Source organism: Streptomyces sp. NPDC005302 (genome assembly GCF_040607345.1).
GTDB lineage: Bacteria > Actinomycetota > Actinomycetes > Streptomycetales > Streptomycetaceae > Streptomyces.
The window spans coordinates 87,602-102,040 of record NZ_JBEXGN010000016.1 but is presented as its reverse complement, the minus strand read 5'-3'; the positions used below and the strand labels follow the sequence as shown (position 1 = coordinate 102,040).

12 protein-coding genes are annotated in these 14,439 nt (G+C 72.2%); 4 read left to right on the top strand and 8 right to left on the bottom strand.

The genetic code is table 11. The annotated features are described in order from the left end of the window. Nucleotides 1–16 precede the first annotated feature (16 nt). The 6 genes from ABZT74_RS23315 to ABZT74_RS23290 all read right to left on the bottom strand — a co-directional run bounded on the left by ABZT74_RS23315 (nucleotide 17) and on the right by ABZT74_RS23290 (nucleotide 6,425). Nucleotides 17–625 carry a hypothetical protein gene (locus ABZT74_RS23315; protein WP_355865396.1) on the bottom strand — a complete coding sequence of 203 codons (609 nt, stop codon included), beginning with the start codon at nucleotides 623–625 and terminating at the stop codon, nucleotides 17–19. After that, nucleotides 612–2,156, bottom strand: coding sequence for a VWA domain-containing protein (locus ABZT74_RS23310; protein WP_356437754.1), 1,545 nt, complete (start codon nucleotides 2,154–2,156; stop codon nucleotides 612–614). Before ABZT74_RS23310 ends, ABZT74_RS23315 begins: the two co-directional genes overlap by 14 nt. Continuing rightward, nucleotides 2,153–3,325, bottom strand: coding sequence for a toxic anion resistance protein (locus ABZT74_RS23305; RefSeq protein WP_355865390.1), 1,173 nt, complete (start codon nucleotides 3,323–3,325; stop codon nucleotides 2,153–2,155). Before ABZT74_RS23305 ends, ABZT74_RS23310 begins: the two co-directional genes overlap by 4 nt. Nucleotides 3,326–3,337: 12 nt before the next feature. After that, complete coding sequence (locus ABZT74_RS23300; RefSeq protein WP_356437751.1) at nucleotides 3,338–4,411, bottom strand: substrate-binding domain-containing protein; 1,074 nt, start codon at nucleotides 4,409–4,411, stop codon at nucleotides 3,338–3,340. A 256-nt stretch (nucleotides 4,412–4,667) separates the two neighbouring features. Next, nucleotides 4,668–5,087: a hypothetical protein gene (locus ABZT74_RS23295; RefSeq protein WP_355865385.1), complete on the bottom strand. Its 420-nt coding sequence runs from the start codon at nucleotides 5,085–5,087 to the stop codon at nucleotides 4,668–4,670. Nucleotides 5,088–5,213: 126 nt separating this feature from the next. After that, nucleotides 5,214–6,425, bottom strand: coding sequence for a pyridoxal phosphate-dependent aminotransferase (locus ABZT74_RS23290; protein WP_356437748.1), 1,212 nt, complete (start codon nucleotides 6,423–6,425; stop codon nucleotides 5,214–5,216). Between the two features lie 248 nt (nucleotides 6,426–6,673). Between ABZT74_RS23290 and ABZT74_RS23285 the strand changes: the two genes are divergently transcribed. Continuing rightward, entirely contained in the window at nucleotides 6,674–8,437 is a 1,764-nt protein-coding gene (locus ABZT74_RS23285) for a P-loop NTPase fold protein (RefSeq protein WP_356437745.1), read from the top strand. Nucleotides 8,438–8,573: 136 nt separating this feature from the next. Further along, complete coding sequence (locus tag ABZT74_RS23280) at nucleotides 8,574–9,458, top strand: serine protease (RefSeq protein WP_355865376.1); 885 nt, start codon at nucleotides 8,574–8,576, stop codon at nucleotides 9,456–9,458. Between the two features lie 18 nt (nucleotides 9,459–9,476). Here the strand turns inward: ABZT74_RS23280 and ABZT74_RS23275 are convergent, their stop codons facing one another. Both ABZT74_RS23275 and ABZT74_RS23270 read right to left on the bottom strand, forming a co-directional pair. Beyond that, nucleotides 9,477–11,105: a D-aminoacylase gene (locus ABZT74_RS23275; RefSeq protein ID WP_356437742.1), complete on the bottom strand. Its 1,629-nt coding sequence runs from the start codon at nucleotides 11,103–11,105 to the stop codon at nucleotides 9,477–9,479. A 16-nt stretch (nucleotides 11,106–11,121) separates the two neighbouring features. Further along, nucleotides 11,122–12,399 carry an amino acid deaminase gene (locus tag ABZT74_RS23270; protein WP_355865370.1) on the bottom strand — a complete coding sequence of 426 codons (1,278 nt, stop codon included), beginning with the start codon at nucleotides 12,397–12,399 and terminating at the stop codon, nucleotides 11,122–11,124. A gap of 223 nt (nucleotides 12,400–12,622) precedes the next feature. Here ABZT74_RS23270 and ABZT74_RS23265 point away from each other — a divergent pair, with 223 nt between their 5' ends. Together ABZT74_RS23265 and ABZT74_RS23260 are read left to right on the top strand one after the other, a co-directional pair. Beyond that, entirely contained in the window at nucleotides 12,623–13,684 is a 1,062-nt protein-coding gene (locus ABZT74_RS23265; RefSeq protein WP_356437852.1) for a sugar kinase, read from the top strand. Beyond that, nucleotides 13,681–14,436: an IclR family transcriptional regulator gene (locus ABZT74_RS23260; protein ID WP_355865367.1), complete on the top strand. Its 756-nt coding sequence runs from the start codon at nucleotides 13,681–13,683 to the stop codon at nucleotides 14,434–14,436. Before ABZT74_RS23265 ends, ABZT74_RS23260 begins: the two co-directional genes overlap by 4 nt. Nucleotides 14,437–14,439: the final 3 nt, after the last annotated feature.

The following is a 14,439-nucleotide window of genomic DNA, read 5'->3' as shown; positions in this document are numbered from 1 at the left end:
GCCGGGCGGAACGCCGTCACTGCGAGCGGCCGCGCTCCTCCAGATAGCGGGTGTGCGACTCCTGGCGCCGGGCCTCCGTCTCGCGCAGCGCCGCCGCGAGCCGGTCGGCCTCCTCCCGCAACGCCGCGAGCTGGCGCTCCAGGTGGCGCTCCGGCGGCTCGGTGCCGGGGGCCAGCCGGGTCCACCACCGGGTGCGGACGAAGGTGTCGACCGCCTCGGGGATGTCCTGCCGCACGGCGCGCGACAGGGCGTGCACGCCCTCCGGGTCCTGTGCGAGGACCTCGGCGACCCAGCCGGGGTCGAGCAGCGCGGTGAGCACCTCGGTCAGCTCCGTGAGCCGGCCGGCCGCCGCGGGCGGCAGCTCCACCCCGTCGAGATACTCCCGCAGGGTGCCGAAGTCACCCCTCAGCGCCTCCAGTTGAGCGGAGGGATCGGGGAAGTCGGGGGCGGCCGGGCGCTCCGGCGGGGCGATCAGCGCACCCGCGCCGTACAGGCCCGCGACGACCACCGGCCAGTACGGGCCGGCGATCCCGGCGAAGGTGAGCGCGATCCCGGCGATCCCGCAGACGCTGCCGGTGAGGTTCTTGCGGGACTCCAGGAAGCCGACGAGCCTATTGGTAGCCACGGATCTCCTCGAAGGCGCCGTCGAGCGAGCCCTTGTGGGCGTCGAAGAGACGGCCGCCGGTCAGGTCGGCGATGTGCTGGAGCTCGCCGCGGTCGGAGTCGCCGAAGAGGATCGGGAAGACGGGGATCTCCCGCTGTCCGTCCGGCAGCTGTCGGTAGAAGGCGTCGAAGTCGGAGGGGCTCGCGCCCCGGGTGTTCTCGCCGTCCGTCATCAGCACGACCGAGGTGAACGTGTCGTCGTCGGCGCCGAGATGCTCGTACGCCTTCTCCAGGGACGTGTAGATCGCCGTGTCGCCGTCGGCGCTCAGCGAGCGGGTGTCCGCGCGGATGGCGTCGAGTCCGGCCTTCGGGTCCTCGGGCCGCACGACGTGCGTGCGGACGCTCTTGACGTCCGATCCGAACGGCATCAGGGTCACCTCCTCGCGGTCGCGGAAGTCGCCGGTCAGATCACCGAGCGCCTTCTTCAGCCGGTCGAGCCGGTCGCCGTCCATCGAGCCGGAGGTGTCGAGGACGTATACGGTCCTGGACGGCCGGCGGAGCTTGTTCTCGTAGGCGTCGAGGAGCTTGTCGGCGACGGACCGGCTGCCGGGGAAGGGGAGTTCGCGCCGGCGTCCGGTGTCGAGTCCCGCGGCCGGGGCGACGGAGGCGACGACCGGGCGGCGGTGGGTCGTCTCGGTGATCCGTCGCTGGCTGTCCGGTGCGCGCAGCGCCTCGGCGAGACGCCGGACCGTCTCGCGGGTGTCCTTGGAGGACGCGGCGAGGGAGGAGAGCGGGTAGTCGGCGGTCACCACGCCGTCCCGAGGGCGGATGACCGTCAGGCCCTTCACGCCCTTGAGGACGGACTCGTAGTTGAGCAGCGCGTCCACCGTGCCGCGGCGCTCGTAGGCGGTGGCCAGCCAGCCGGACGAACCCGACGTCAGCTTCTGTCCCTTGAAGAACTCCCGCAGCTGGGGCGTCGCCTTGTCCACGTCGGCGTCGGTGAGGGCCGACTGGGCGCCGGAGAGTCCGGAGGCCACCGAGATCAGCGTGGAGAAACCGGAGTTGGAGCGCGCCGGATCGGTCATGCCGTACGTCAGCCTCCCCTGCGCCACGGCCTTCTCCACCTGGGACCAGGTCACGTCGTCGGCCTTCCAGCCGAGCGTGTTCAAGGTGGCCGGCTTGACCCCGATCGCCACCGGGCTCGACATGACCGGCGTCTCGGAGACGACCTTCTTCGCGGCCTCGGGGCGCAGGTGCAGATAGTCGTCGGAGGAGAGCCACAGGGCGTCGTAGGCGTCGTCCGCCGTGCCGCGGGCGAGCAGGTCCACGGCGGCGAGGGTGCCCATGTAGGTGGGCTTGACCGTGATGCCGGTGTCCTGCCTGATCCGGTCGAGGACCGGCTTCATGTCGCTGAGTTCGCTGGAGGCGAGGATACGGAGGGTGCCGGGCTCGGGGGCGCTGTCGTCCCCGGACTTCCCCTTTCCCTGGGCCGTGCACGCGCTGACGGCGAGCAGCGCCACGGCCGCGCAGGCCGCCTGCCGGAGGCGTCTCATCCGAGCCCGCCCTCCAGCGCACCCTGGCTGCGGCTGCGTTCCAGGTAGGTGCCCGCCTGCTGGAGTTCGGAGGTGAGGGACTCCACCGTCGCGGCCATCGTCTCGGTCGCCCGGACCTTGTACGTGTCGATGGCGTCGAGCGTGCGGTAGATCTGCTGGAAGGCGTTGCGCAGGGTCTCCGCGCCGACGGCCGGGTCGGCGGCGATGCGCTGGATCTCGCCGCTCTGGGTGGAGAGCATCTCGGCGTTGCCGCGGATGAGGTCCTCGGTGGTGCCGCGCAGGGCGTTGACCTGGTCGACGACCTTGCGCTGGTTGTCCAGCGCGGAGGCGAGCATCACGGAGATGCGCAGGGCGGAGACGGTGGTGGTGGCCGCGCGGTCGACGCCCTTGATGAGTTCCTCGTTGTTGCGCCGGACCACGTCCATCGCGAGATAGCCCTGCGCGCAGACGGCGAGCTGGGTGAGCAGGTCCTGCTGCTTCTGCCGGACCGGGAAGAGGACGTCGGAGCGGAGGGTGTCGGCCTGCGCCGGGTCGGTGGTGTCGACGCCCGCGATGTGGGCCTCGACCGCGGAGTCCAGGGCCTGGGTCAGGACGACGTACTCCTGGAGTTTGCCCATCGTCTCCCAGAGCCGGACGCGTTCGGTCTGCAGTGCCGCGCTGTCCCGGCGCAGTTCGTCCTGGCCGCCGCGCAGCGAGCCCACGATCTTGTTCAACGTGCCTTGTGCGGACGCGTACTTGGCGACGTGGTCGCGCAGTCTGTTGCCGCCGGGGAGCTTGGAGAGGAACTTGCGGCCCTTGCTCGCGGACAGGTCGCGCGGGTCCAGGTCCTCGACCACGCGGCGGAGTTCGACGAGCGAGCCCGCCACGTGCGACTGGGCGTCCTCGCCCCGGGAGGGCAGGCTGCGGATGGTCCGCTCCAGCATGCGGTTGGACTGGGCGGCGGCGCCGCGCATCTCGCTGGTGCCCAGGCCCGCGATCTCGCCGACCTTGCCGGCGAACTCGGGCGAGCGGGCGTCCAGGAGGGCGAGTCCGTCGATGTACTCCGCGGCCCGCCGGGCCATCTCGTCCTGCACGGCGGCGTCGACGGGCACGAGCCCGCCGGCCTTCTCGCGCGGCACGGGCGCCACGGCCTCGGGCGGCGTGAGCGTGAACGTGTCTTCGGTGGTCATGTGCGCTTCCCCCTAGTTTCCGGCCCGGCGCGCCATCTCGTGCAGCACCTTGGAGGCGGGCACGGGCGCCTGCCGGACGCCGGTCAGCTTCTGGTTGAGATAGGTGGCGTGGGCGGCGGTCGCCGCCGTGAACTCGCCGGTCGCGCCCTGCGGCCGGAAGCCGTGCCGCACGGCGAGCCTGCGCAACGTCGGGTCCGTGCTGAGGAGTTCACCGAGTGCCCGGCCCGCGGGCGTGAGCGGTACGACCGTGTGGTCGCTGTTGGCGGTGGTGTCCGGGTAGAGCACGGTGAGGTCGCCGGTGTCCTGGCCCTCGGCGAGCAGGGCCGCGACCTGGGACTCGTAGACCAGGACGAGGGGGTTGCCGACGCCGCTGACGAAGTCCCGGAACTCGGCGTCGGTGCTGGACTGCTGGGCGCCCTGGACGCTGATGAGCCGGTGCAGCAGGGGCGCGGTCCGGCCGACCGCGGCGTCGTCGGCGACGACGTTCCCGCCGTTGGCGACGTAGGACGCGGCGGCGAGGTAGAGGGCGCCGGAGTTGGAGGTCTCCGGGTCGGTGCTGGCGATGAAGAGCGTGCCGGTCAGTTCACCGTGCGCCGAGGTGCCCTTGAGCTGCTGCCAGGTCCGTTCGTGCCGGGCCGCGTCCAGGTAGGCGGCCATCTTCAGCGTGCCGGTGTTCTTGTCGAGGGTGGCCAGTCCGTTGGCGGCGAGGACCTGGGCCGCGCTGCGGTGTGCCACTACGACGAGGGGCGAGTAGAAGGGCCGGGGGAGCGGCTGGCGGACGTGGTACTTGTCCGCGAGCTCGTCGGCCGGCGCCTGGCTCGAGGGGAAGGCGAAGTCGTACCCCTTGAGGTCGAGGCCTTCCATGGCCCAGGACCCGGAGGTCTCCGTCTTCACGGTGTAGCCCTTGGCAGCGAGGGCCTTCACCACGTCGGGGTCGGCGAAGAACTCCGCCTTCTCCGAACCGATCACACCTTGCACGGTCTTCGTTGCCGTGCCCTTGTCCTGACCATTGCGGCCCGCGACGACGGCTGCTGCCACTCCGCCGATCAACAGGACCGCCAGGACGATGCCCGCGATACGTCTCACGCCTGGAGAGTGCACCTCGGAATCCAACGTTCCCCGTCTCGGAGGGTGAACGCGGGGTGACGACCGGGTCCCGGTACGCAACCGGAGGGGACGCTGCCGCTCCTGGGGTGCGCGGGGTGTCGTGGCGGGCGGACGGTGGACGCGTGAAACGTGCCGTCGCACGGGGCGCGGTGGTCATGGCACCCGGTCCGCGCGTCGCTGCGGGAGCGCGCGGACCGAGGCCGATCAAGGGGCCCCGGGCCCGGTGACGCGGGGCTCAGCGGGTGGCGAGCTCGCGGGCGCCGGTGGCCGCCGCGTGGGCGTCCATGCGCTCCGCGGAGAGGATCGCCGCGGACGTGTCGGCGCGGGAGGCCGCCACGACGAGGGCGCGGCCGGCGAGGTCGTGGGCGCGCTGGTGCAGGGTCACGAGCAGGGCCTCGCCGACGGCGGCGGCCGGGGCGCGGACCGGTGTGGAGCCGCCGCGCAGGCGGGTCACCTGACCGGCCAGTCGCTCGGCCGCGGTGTCGAGATCCGCGGACGGCGCCACCGTGCGGATCTCGTCCGTCACGGCGAGCAGCGCCGCGAGGTGACCGGCGAGCTGGATGTCCAGCTCCTCCTCGCGCGACCGGTGGGGAAAGTCGGAGGAGGGGGTGCCGGCCACCGTGTGGACCGACTTCGTGCGGATCGGTTCGTACATGGGATGGCCTCCTGTGCCTGACAGGAAACCATCCTAGCTTGGATCTGGTCTAAAGTTGAGCCGGTTCGCGGAACTGGACGGGTCACGCACGGAGGGTGAACGCCGTGCCCTTCCCGCAGCCCTCCGTCACGGCTGGCTGTAGCCGTCCAGGAAGTTGCCGATGCGCGTGACGGCGTCCGTCAGGTCCCCGACCGACGGGAGCGTGACCACCCGGAAGTGGTCCGGCTCGGGCCAGTTGAAGCCCGTCCCCTGAACCACCATGATCTTCTCGCGCTGCAACAGGTCGAGGACCATCTGCCGGTCGTCCTTGACCTTGAACACCTTGGGGTCGAGGCGCGGGAAGAGGTACAGCGCCCCCTTCGGCTTCACGCAGGTCACGCCCGGGATCTGCGTCAGCAGTTCGTGCGCGACGTCGCGCTGTTCCTTGAGGCGTCCGCCCGGCAGCACCAGCTCGTTGATCGTCTGCCGCCCGCTGAGCGCCGCGACCACACCGTGCTGGCCCGGCATGTTCGCGCACAGCCGCATGTTCGCGAGGATCGTCAGGCCCTCGATGTAGGAGTCCGCGTGCCCGCGCGGCCCCGAGATCGACATCCAGCCGACGCGGTAGCCCGCCACCCGGTACGCCTTCGACATGCCGTTGAAGGTGAGGGTGAGCAGGTCGGGGGCGATCTTGGCGGTCGCGGTGTGCGTGGCACCGTCGTAGAGGATCTTGTCGTAGATCTCGTCCGAGCAGACCAGCAGGTTGTGGCGGCGGGCGATGTCGGTGAGCCCGCGCAGCATCTCGTCGTCGTACACCGCGCCGGTCGGGTTGTTCGGGTTGATGATGACGATCGCCTTGGTGCGGTCGGTGACCTTCCGCTCCACGTCCGCGAGGTCGGGCATCCAGTCGGACTGCTCGTCGCACCGGTAGTGCACGGCCGTGCCGCCGGACAGCGAGACGGCCGCCGTCCACAGCGGGTAGTCCGGCGCCGGCACGAGGACCTCGTCGCCGTCGTCCAGCAGGCCCTGCATCGCCATCACGATCAGCTCGGAGACGCCGTTGCCGATGAAGACGTGCTCGACGTCCGTCTCGATGCCGAGGGTCTGGTTGTGCATGACCACCGCGCGCCGGGCGGCGAGCAGGCCCTTGGCGTCGCCGTAGCCGTGCGCCGAGGAGACGTTGCGGAGGATGTCCTCCAGGATCTCCGGCGGACACTCGAACCCGAAGGCGGCCGGGTTGCCCGTGTTGAGCTTGAGGATGCGGTGACCGGCCGCTTCCAGCCGCATCGCCTCCTCAAGAACCGGACCCCGGATCTCGTAGCAGACGTTGGCGAGCTTCGTGGACTGGATCACCTGCATGTCCGTGAGCTTACGGCCGCGTAACGAGGACCGGGGGGTGTTTTCCACCACGTGAGACGTGACGATTCGGACAGCTTTGTCCGCCCGGCGCTCCGTAAGCCCTGGTGATCGCCACGTCGCGTCCCCGGGCGCCCGGGGACGCGGGCCGGGAAGCCCGGCCGGGGAGGTTCCTCCCTCAGGGCGACGGGAGGCCACCGGCCGGCCGTTCCGCCCAGTAGGTTGACCCCTGCCGCAGGGGGAGGCAGGCCATGGAGTTCTCGCTGTTGAACGACGAGCCGGTGACCGGGCCGGGGGACGATCTGCTGGGCGCCGGCCGGGCCGCCCGCGAACTCGCCCGGCTGCTGCACGGCTCGCGCGCCGCCACCCCCTTCACCCTCGCCGTGGACGCCGGGTGGGGCATGGGCAAGAGCAGCCTCATGCGGCTCGTGGACGCGGAGCTGCGGGCCAGACAGGGCGTCCACACGGTCTGGTACAACGCCTGGACCTCCACCGGCGCCGACGCGCTGGAAGGGCTGATCAAGTCCGTCCTCGTGCGGTTCGACCGGCGGGTGCTGCGCCGGGCCCTGCAGCGCGTCTCCGAGCGGCGGGCGCTCGTCGGCGTGTTCCGGGCGGCGCTCACCGTCCTGTCCGGACCGCTCGGTGCCGCCGCCCTCGTCGACCGGCTCTGGCAGGACCTGTCCGTCGACGCCCGCTCGCGCAACGCCATGCGCGACGCGCTGCGCGAGCTGACCGCGGAGTGGACCGCGTCCGCGCCGCACGACACCCGGCGCCTGCTCGTCGTCTTCATCGACGACCTCGACCGCTGCTCCGAGGAGACGGTGCTCGCGGTCTGCGAGGCGGTGAAGGTCTACCTCGACGTGCCGGGGCTCGCCTTCGTGATCGGCTGCGACCGCTCCGCGCTCGGACCGAGCGGCCTCCTGCGCGACCTGTCCCCGGCCGGGTCGGCCTTCATGGAGAAGGTCTTCCAGACCAGCTACCGGGTGCCGGTCCCGGCGCTGTCCGAGGTCCGCGCGTACGTGGACGCCTGCGCCCGGCGCTCCGGCATCCAGGACCTGCTGGGCGACCACCTCGCCGAGCTGATCGCCCAGCGCTCCGCCCGCAACCCGCGCCGGATCAAGCGGCTCATCAACGGCTTCGGCCTGGAGTCCGCGCTCAACCCCGTCTGGCAGGCCTTCAGCGCCGAGGCCGTGATCCGCGTCCTGCTCCTCCAGCAGCTGTATCCCGACTTCTACCGGGTGCTGCTGGCCCGCGACGGCGCCGACGTGCACGCGGCCCGTGAGTTCCTCCGCTACCGGGCGGCCCGCCGGGTGCTCGGCCGGCCGTTCGGCCTGCCCGTCGAGGGCGACTGGGCGGTCGCGGTGAGCTGTCTGCGCGCGTACGGCCTGGTCGCGCCGGAGCGGGACGGGGCCGAGGACCGGGGTGAACTGCTCGCCGGTCTGGAGGAGCAGTTGCCCACCGGCTTCCCGGAGCTGGCGCTCGACGCGAACTTCGGCCTGCTCGTCGAGGAGCTGATGGCGCTGGAGGAGGCGGACGACCTGGTGGGGCGGTTGCAGCAGGGTGTTCCGCAGCTCGCGCCCGGCCGTCCGGACGGCGATCCGGAACCCGCGCGCACCGGGACCGCGCGGCGGCCGTACGCCGGGATGGAGGTCCTCTGGGTCGACGACCACCCCGAGCGCAACACCCGGTTCGTCGACGTGCTGGAGCAGCGGGGTGCCCGCGTGCGGGTGGCCACCGACCGGGACGGCGCGGAACGGGCCTTCGCGGCCGACCGGATCGACCTGCTCGTCTCCGACGTGCAGCGCGGGCCGGACCGCTCGGCGGGGCTCACGGAACTGGCCGCGTGGCGCGAGAGCGGCCTCCACTCGGGGCCCGCCGTCTTCTTCACCAACCGGGTCACCCCGAGCCGCGAGACCCGGGCGCGGGCGCTCGACGCGCGGGTCGCCACGAGCGCGGAGCAGCTCCTCCGGTTCGTCGCGGAGGCATACGAGGCATACGAACAGGCCTTTCTGTAAAGGGTGTTGTTCGGGACATCCCCGGCCGGAAACCGCTTCTTGTCCACCCGCCCCACCCCCCTCACAATGCGCATGACAAAACAGAAGGTGGCCGGAAGACCTCCGGCCGCCCCACGTCGCAAGAGGGGACCCCCACATGAGAAAGCCTCTCGTCGCCGCGCTCTTCGCCCTGGTGATCGCCGGGGCGGGCGCGGCACCCGCGGTCGCGGCACCCGCGCCCGAGTCGGCTCCCGCGCACACCTCGGCCTCCGCCGTCACGGCGGACACCAAGGCGGCGCCGACCCTGCAGGCCGTCAGCCTCGCCGGGACCGTCGCGCTCAGCAACTGCTCCGGATCCGTCGTCCGCTTCCCCAACTCGGCCGACACCGACCCGGCGCTCGTGCTCTCCAACGGTCACTGCCTGGAGACCGGCTTCCCGGAGCCCGGTGAGGTGATCGTCGGCCAGAGCTCCAGCCGGACCTTCGGCCTGCTCAACTCGGCCGGCACGAAGGTCGCCACGCTGCGGGCCAGCAAGGTCGCGTACTCCACGATGACCGACACGGACATCACGATCTACCAGCTCACCAGCACCTACGCGACCATCAAGAACTCGTACGGCATCAGCGCGCTGACCGTGCAGAACACGCACCCGACCGCCGGCACGGCCATCACCGTGGCCTCCGGCTACTGGAAGCGGCTCTACAACTGCAACGTCGACGGCTTCGTGTACCGCCTCAAGGAGGGTGACTGGACCTGGAAGGACTCGCTCCGTTACACCTCCGCCTGCAACACCATCGGCGGCACCTCGGGCTCCCCGGTCGTCGACCAGGCCACCGGCAAGGTCGTCGCCGTCAACAACACGGGCAACGAGGACGGCGAGCGCTGCACGGTGAACAACCCGTGCGAGGTCGACGCGAGCGGCAACGTCACCGTCCGCCAGGGCATCAACTACGCCGAGGAGACCTACCAGATCCCGGCGTGCTTCACGACCGGCAACAAGCTCAACCTGGCCGCGAGCGGCTGCGTCCTGCCCAAGCCGTAGGGCGACGGTGGCGGGCGGTCACGCCGTGCGGCGGACCGCCCGTCCCGCCAGGACGTCCGTCCTGCGGCCGTCCTCGACGACGAACCGGCCGTCGATCAGGACGTGCGGGATGCCGGTCGGCAGCGTGCGCGGCGCCTCGAAGGTCGACCCCGCCGCCACCGTCGCCGGGTCGAAGAGGACCAGGTCGGCGCGGTAGCCCTCGCGGACCAGCCCGCGGTCGGGCAGCCGCAGCCGCCCGGCGGGCCGGCCGGTGAGGTGGGCGACGCACTCCTCCAGGGAGAGGATGCCCAACTCCCTGACGTACCGGCCGAGATAGTGCGGGAAGGTGCCGTAGGCGCGCGGGTGCGGCTTGTCGCCGCGCAGGATTCCGTCGGAGCCCCCGGTGTGCACCGGGTGCCGCATGATGGCCCGGACGTTCTCCTCGTGGCCGACGTGCTGGAGGATCGTGGGGCCGAGCTCGTCCTCGACGAGCAGCCGGCGCGCGGTGACCCAGGGCGTCTCGCCGCGCAGGTCGGCGGATTCCTGGACGGACCTGCCGACGTACCCGCCGAGGTCCGGGTCGCTCACCCCGGAGATCTCGATGGTGCGCCACTCGATGGGGACGCCGTGGCAGCCGTCGGCGCCCACGACCTCCATGTGGTGCCGGATGCGCTCGGCGGTCGTGTCGTCCCGCAGCCGGGCGAGGATCGCCTCCGGCCCGCCCTCGCTCGCCCAGCTCGGCAGCATCGCCACGAGCGTGGTGCAGCCGGGCGTGTACGGATACGTGTCGAGGGTGATGTCCGCGCCGTCCGCGAGCGCCTTGTCCAGCAGGGCGAGCAGGTCCGGTGCCCTGCCCTCGTTCACGCCGAAGTTCATGGTGGCGTGGGCGAGATGCAGCGGGCAGCCGGCCTCGCGGGTGAGGGCCACCATCTCCTCGTACGCCTTGAGGGCACCCGCCCCGTAGGAGCGGTGGTGCGGGCAGTAGTAGCCGCCGTGCTCGGCCACCACCCGGCACAGGGCGGTGAGTTCGGCGTCCTTGGCGTACATCCCGGGGGTGTACGTCAGTCCGGAGGACATGCCCACCGCGCCCTCGCGCAGCCCGTCCGCGACCAACTGCCGCATCCGGTCCAGCTCCTGGGGGGTGGCCTCGCGGTCGTCCCAGCCGACCGCGAGCATGCGGACGGTGCCCTGCGGGATCAGGTACGCGGCGTTCACAGCGATGCCCTCGCCGTCGATGCCGTGGTCGAGGCGGTCCAGGTACTCGCCGACGGAGCGCCAGGTGAAGTCGATGTCCTCGCCGTAGCCGTTCCACCCGGTGATCGCCCGGCGGACCTCGGCGAGCGTCCGGTCGTCCACCGGCGCGTAGGACAGGCCGTCCTGGCCGATGACTTCGAGGGTCACGCCCTGGGCGGCCTTCGCGCTGTGGTCGGGGTCCCGGAGCAGCGCGAGGTCGCTGTGCGCGTGCATGTCGATGAAGCCGGGCGCGAGCACGAGCCCCTCCGCGTCCACCTCGCGCGTCCCGCGGGGCCGCAGACAGCCGGCGGCCGCCGCCTCCTTGACGATGCCGACGATCCGGCCGCCGCGGACGGCCACGTCGGCGCGGTAGGACGGGGCGCCGCTGCCGTCGGCGACGTCCGCGTCCCGGATGACGAGATCGGCGTGATCCATGGAACGACCCACTCTTCTAGAAGAACGTGCGGATGTAGTCGACGACCGTGCCGTCCGCCTCGACCAGCGGGATCAGCTGCCACTTGTCGAAGGACGTGCACGGATGCGACAGGCCCGTGCCGAGCCAGTCGCCGACCTCCAGATCCGCCCCGGGCCCCGTCCGCAGCCACGCGTGCTGGTCGGAGAGCCCGGTGACCTCGACGCCGTCCGCCGGACGCTCGACGCCGTCCCGGCGCACCACCTGGGCGAAGGGAAGGTCGAGGTCGTACGCCGCGTCCCGCTTGCCCGCGTTCGCGAAGGCCTGCTCGTCGGAGGGGCGGGAGACGACCTGCGCCCAGAGCCGGAACGCCGGATGCAGCGCGCCCTCCTCCGGGACCCGGGTGAAGGGCGTCAGCTTCCGGTAGTGACCGTCGTCGTGCGAGACGTACGCGCCCGACCGGAGCAACTTCAGTACGGGCAGCGAGAGTTCGGGGATCTCCGCGAAGACGTCGGCGACGGCGTCGAACCAGGCGCTGCCGCCCGCGCTCACCACGACCTCGTCGAGGCCCTTGAACCGTCCGGCGCCGTCGAAGGCCACCGCGAGCGCGGTGAGCCGGCGCAGCCAGGCGTGCACCCGCTCCGGGTCCGCGTCCGGCACCTCGCCCTCGTAGCCCGCGACGCCCACCAGCCGGAGCGTCGAGGTGGCCGCCACCGCGTCCGCGACCGCCGCGCACTCCGCCTCCGTGCGGACGCCGGTGCGGGCGCCCTCGCCGGCGGCCAGCTCGACGACCACGTCCACCGGGCGGGCGCCGCCGCCCAGCGCGGCGTCCATCAGTTCCACCCCGCGTACCGAGTCGACGTAACAGACGAAGCGGAAGTCCGGGTCGCCGGCCAGCTCGGCGGCGATCCAGCGCAGCGCGGCCGCGTCGACGAGCTCGTTCGCCAGGAAGATCCGGTCGACGCCGAACGCACGCGCCACGCGCACCTGGTGGGGCACGGCGAGCGTGATGCCCCAGGCGCCGTGCTCGATCTGCTTCCAGAAGAGCTGCGGGGCCATGGACGTCTTGCCGTGCGGGGCGAAGGCGAGCCCGTGCCGGGTGGCGTACGTCTCCATCAGTTCGAGGTTGTGGGCCAGGCGCTCGGCGGAGAGGGCGAGCACCGGAGTGGTGAAGCCGTCCGTGAACAGGTTCAGGCGCCGGGCGGCCAGCTCGCCCACGGTCAGGCCGTCCGCGTCCGGGGGGAGCCCCTTGAAGCGGTGGTCGACGCGCTCCGCCGCGAGAGCGGCCAGTGGTGCGGCGGCGGTGTCGGCGCTCATGGGGCCTCCTTGGTGTGTGTCCCGGGTGCGCGGTGGGCTGTCCCCAGAAGCATTGCAGGGTGTGCAACGCTCATTGCGTATGTCGCTTACTGCTGTCTAACATCCCAGCCAACGCAGGGTCAACGGTGCCGTTCGCCGCCGTCGGCCGCTACACCGAGGAGCCCCGACCATCGTGACCAGCAACGGACCCGCGGGTGCCGCGTCGCCCGACGCCACCGCCGGCATCGACACCGCCACCGGCACCGACGCCGTTGACGTGGTGGCGCTCGGCGAGTCCATGGTCACCTTCCTGCCCACCCGGGCCGGGCGCCTCGCCGACGTGCCCTCCTTCGAGCGGGGCATCGGCGGCGCCGAGTCCAACGTGGCGTGCGTCCTCGCCTCCGCCGGGCACTCCGCGCGCTGGGTCTCCCGGGTCGGCGCCGACGGGTTCGGCGACCACCTGGTGGAGACCGTCGCCGCGTACGGCGTCGACACCTCCGCCGTCCGCCGCGACCCCGACCGCCCGACCGGCATCTACTTCCGCACCGCGGGCGACCGGGCCACCGACGCCCACGAAGTCGCCTACTACCGCGCCGGATCCGCCGCCTCCGCGATGACCGCCGGGAACACCGACCTGGCCGCCACCCGGTCCGCGCGCGTGCTGCACCTGTCCGGCATCACCGCCGCCCTGTCCGCCGACTGCCTCGACCTGATGCGCGAGCTGACCGCCCCGCGCCCCGGCCGCCCCCTCGTCTCCTTCGACGTCAACCACCGCCCCGGCCTGTGGCGCGACCACCCCGAAGGCCCGCGCGTCCTGCTCGACCTCGCCCGCCGCGCCGACCTCGTCTTCGTCGGCGACGACGAGGCGAGCGACGCCTGGGACCTGCACGGGGCACGGGCCGTCCGCGCCGCCCTGCCCGAACCGGACGTCCTGGTCGTCAAGCACGGCAAGGACGGAGCCGTCGTCTTCGACCGGCGAACCCCCGAGGGGGCCGCGCGGGCCGACGGCACCTTCGTCCCCTCCCTGCACGTCGACGTGGTCGCGGCCGTCGGCGCCGGAGACGCCTTCGCCGCCGGATTCCTCTCCGCCACCCTGCGCGGCCTGCCCGTCCGCGACCGCATCCGGCACGGCCACCTGATGGCCGCCGCGGCCCTCACCGTCCCCGGCGACCTCGCGCAGCCGCCCGCCCGCGGGCACGCCGACCGGCTGGCCGCCCTCGACGACCGGGCGTGGGAGACACTTCGTCTCGGCCCCGGCTGGACCGAAGCCGACGCACGGGCCGCCGAGGAGGTACGTACGCCATGAGCCAGACCGTCGACCGAGCGCTGAGCATCCTGCCGCTGCTCGCCGAGGGCCCCGCCGACCTCGGACAGGTCGCCGACCGCCTCGGCGTCCACAAGTCCACCGCGCTCCGCCTGCTGCGCACCCTCCACGAACACGGCCTGGTCCACCGCCAGTCCGACCAGCGCTACCGCCTCGGCGCCCGCCTCTTCGCCCTCGCCCAGGAAGCCGTCGAGAACCTCGACGTCCGCGAGATCGCCCACCCCCACCTCGTCCGTCTCAACGAGCAGTGCGGCCACACCGTCCACCTCGCGGTGTACGAGGAGAACGAGGTCCTCTACATCGACAAGGTGGAGAGCCGCTACCCGGTGCGCATGTACTCGCGGATCGGCAAGCCCGTCGCCATCACCGTCGCGGCCGTCGCCAAACTGCTTCTCGCCGACCTGCCCGAGACCGAGCGGCGCAGCGTCGCCGACAAGCTCGACTACCCCATGTACACGGCCCGTTCGACCCCCAGCGCCCCCGCCTTCATGAAGGAGCTGGCGACGGTGCGCGAACAGGGCTGGGCCACCGACCTCGGTGGCCATGAGGAGTCCATCAACTGTGTCGGCGCGCCCATCCGCGGCGCCGACGGACGGGTCGCCGCCGCCATGTCGGTCTCCGCGCCCAACGTCGTCGTCACCGCCGACGAACTCCTCACCCTTCTCCCGCTGGTGCGCCGTACGGCGGACGCCATCAGCCGCGACTACTCCGGCAAAGCCCCCACGAAGGAATGATCA

Excerpts from the sequence above, each read along its gene's own strand:
- ABZT74_RS23310 (WP_356437754.1), bottom strand. The coding sequence starts at position 2,156 with ATGAGACGCCTCCGGCAGGCGGCCTGCGCGGCCGTGGCGCTGCTCGCC.
- ABZT74_RS23305 (WP_355865390.1), bottom strand. The coding sequence starts at position 3,325 with ATGACCACCGAAGACACGTTCACGCTCACGCCGCCCGAGGCCGTGGCG.
- ABZT74_RS23295 (WP_355865385.1), bottom strand. The coding sequence starts at position 5,087 with ATGTACGAACCGATCCGCACGAAGTCGGTCCACACGGTGGCCGGCACC.
- ABZT74_RS23290 (WP_356437748.1), bottom strand. The coding sequence starts at position 6,425 with ATGCAGGTGATCCAGTCCACGAAGCTCGCCAACGTCTGCTACGAGATC.
- ABZT74_RS23285 (WP_356437745.1), top strand. The coding sequence starts at position 6,674 with ATGGAGTTCTCGCTGTTGAACGACGAGCCGGTGACCGGGCCGGGGGAC.
- ABZT74_RS23280 (WP_355865376.1), top strand. The coding sequence starts at position 8,574 with ATGAGAAAGCCTCTCGTCGCCGCGCTCTTCGCCCTGGTGATCGCCGGG.
- ABZT74_RS23275 (WP_356437742.1), bottom strand. The coding sequence starts at position 11,105 with ATGGATCACGCCGATCTCGTCATCCGGGACGCGGACGTCGCCGACGGC.
- ABZT74_RS23270 (WP_355865370.1), bottom strand. The coding sequence starts at position 12,399 with ATGAGCGCCGACACCGCCGCCGCACCACTGGCCGCTCTCGCGGCGGAG.
- ABZT74_RS23260 (WP_355865367.1), top strand. The coding sequence starts at position 13,681 with ATGAGCCAGACCGTCGACCGAGCGCTGAGCATCCTGCCGCTGCTCGCC.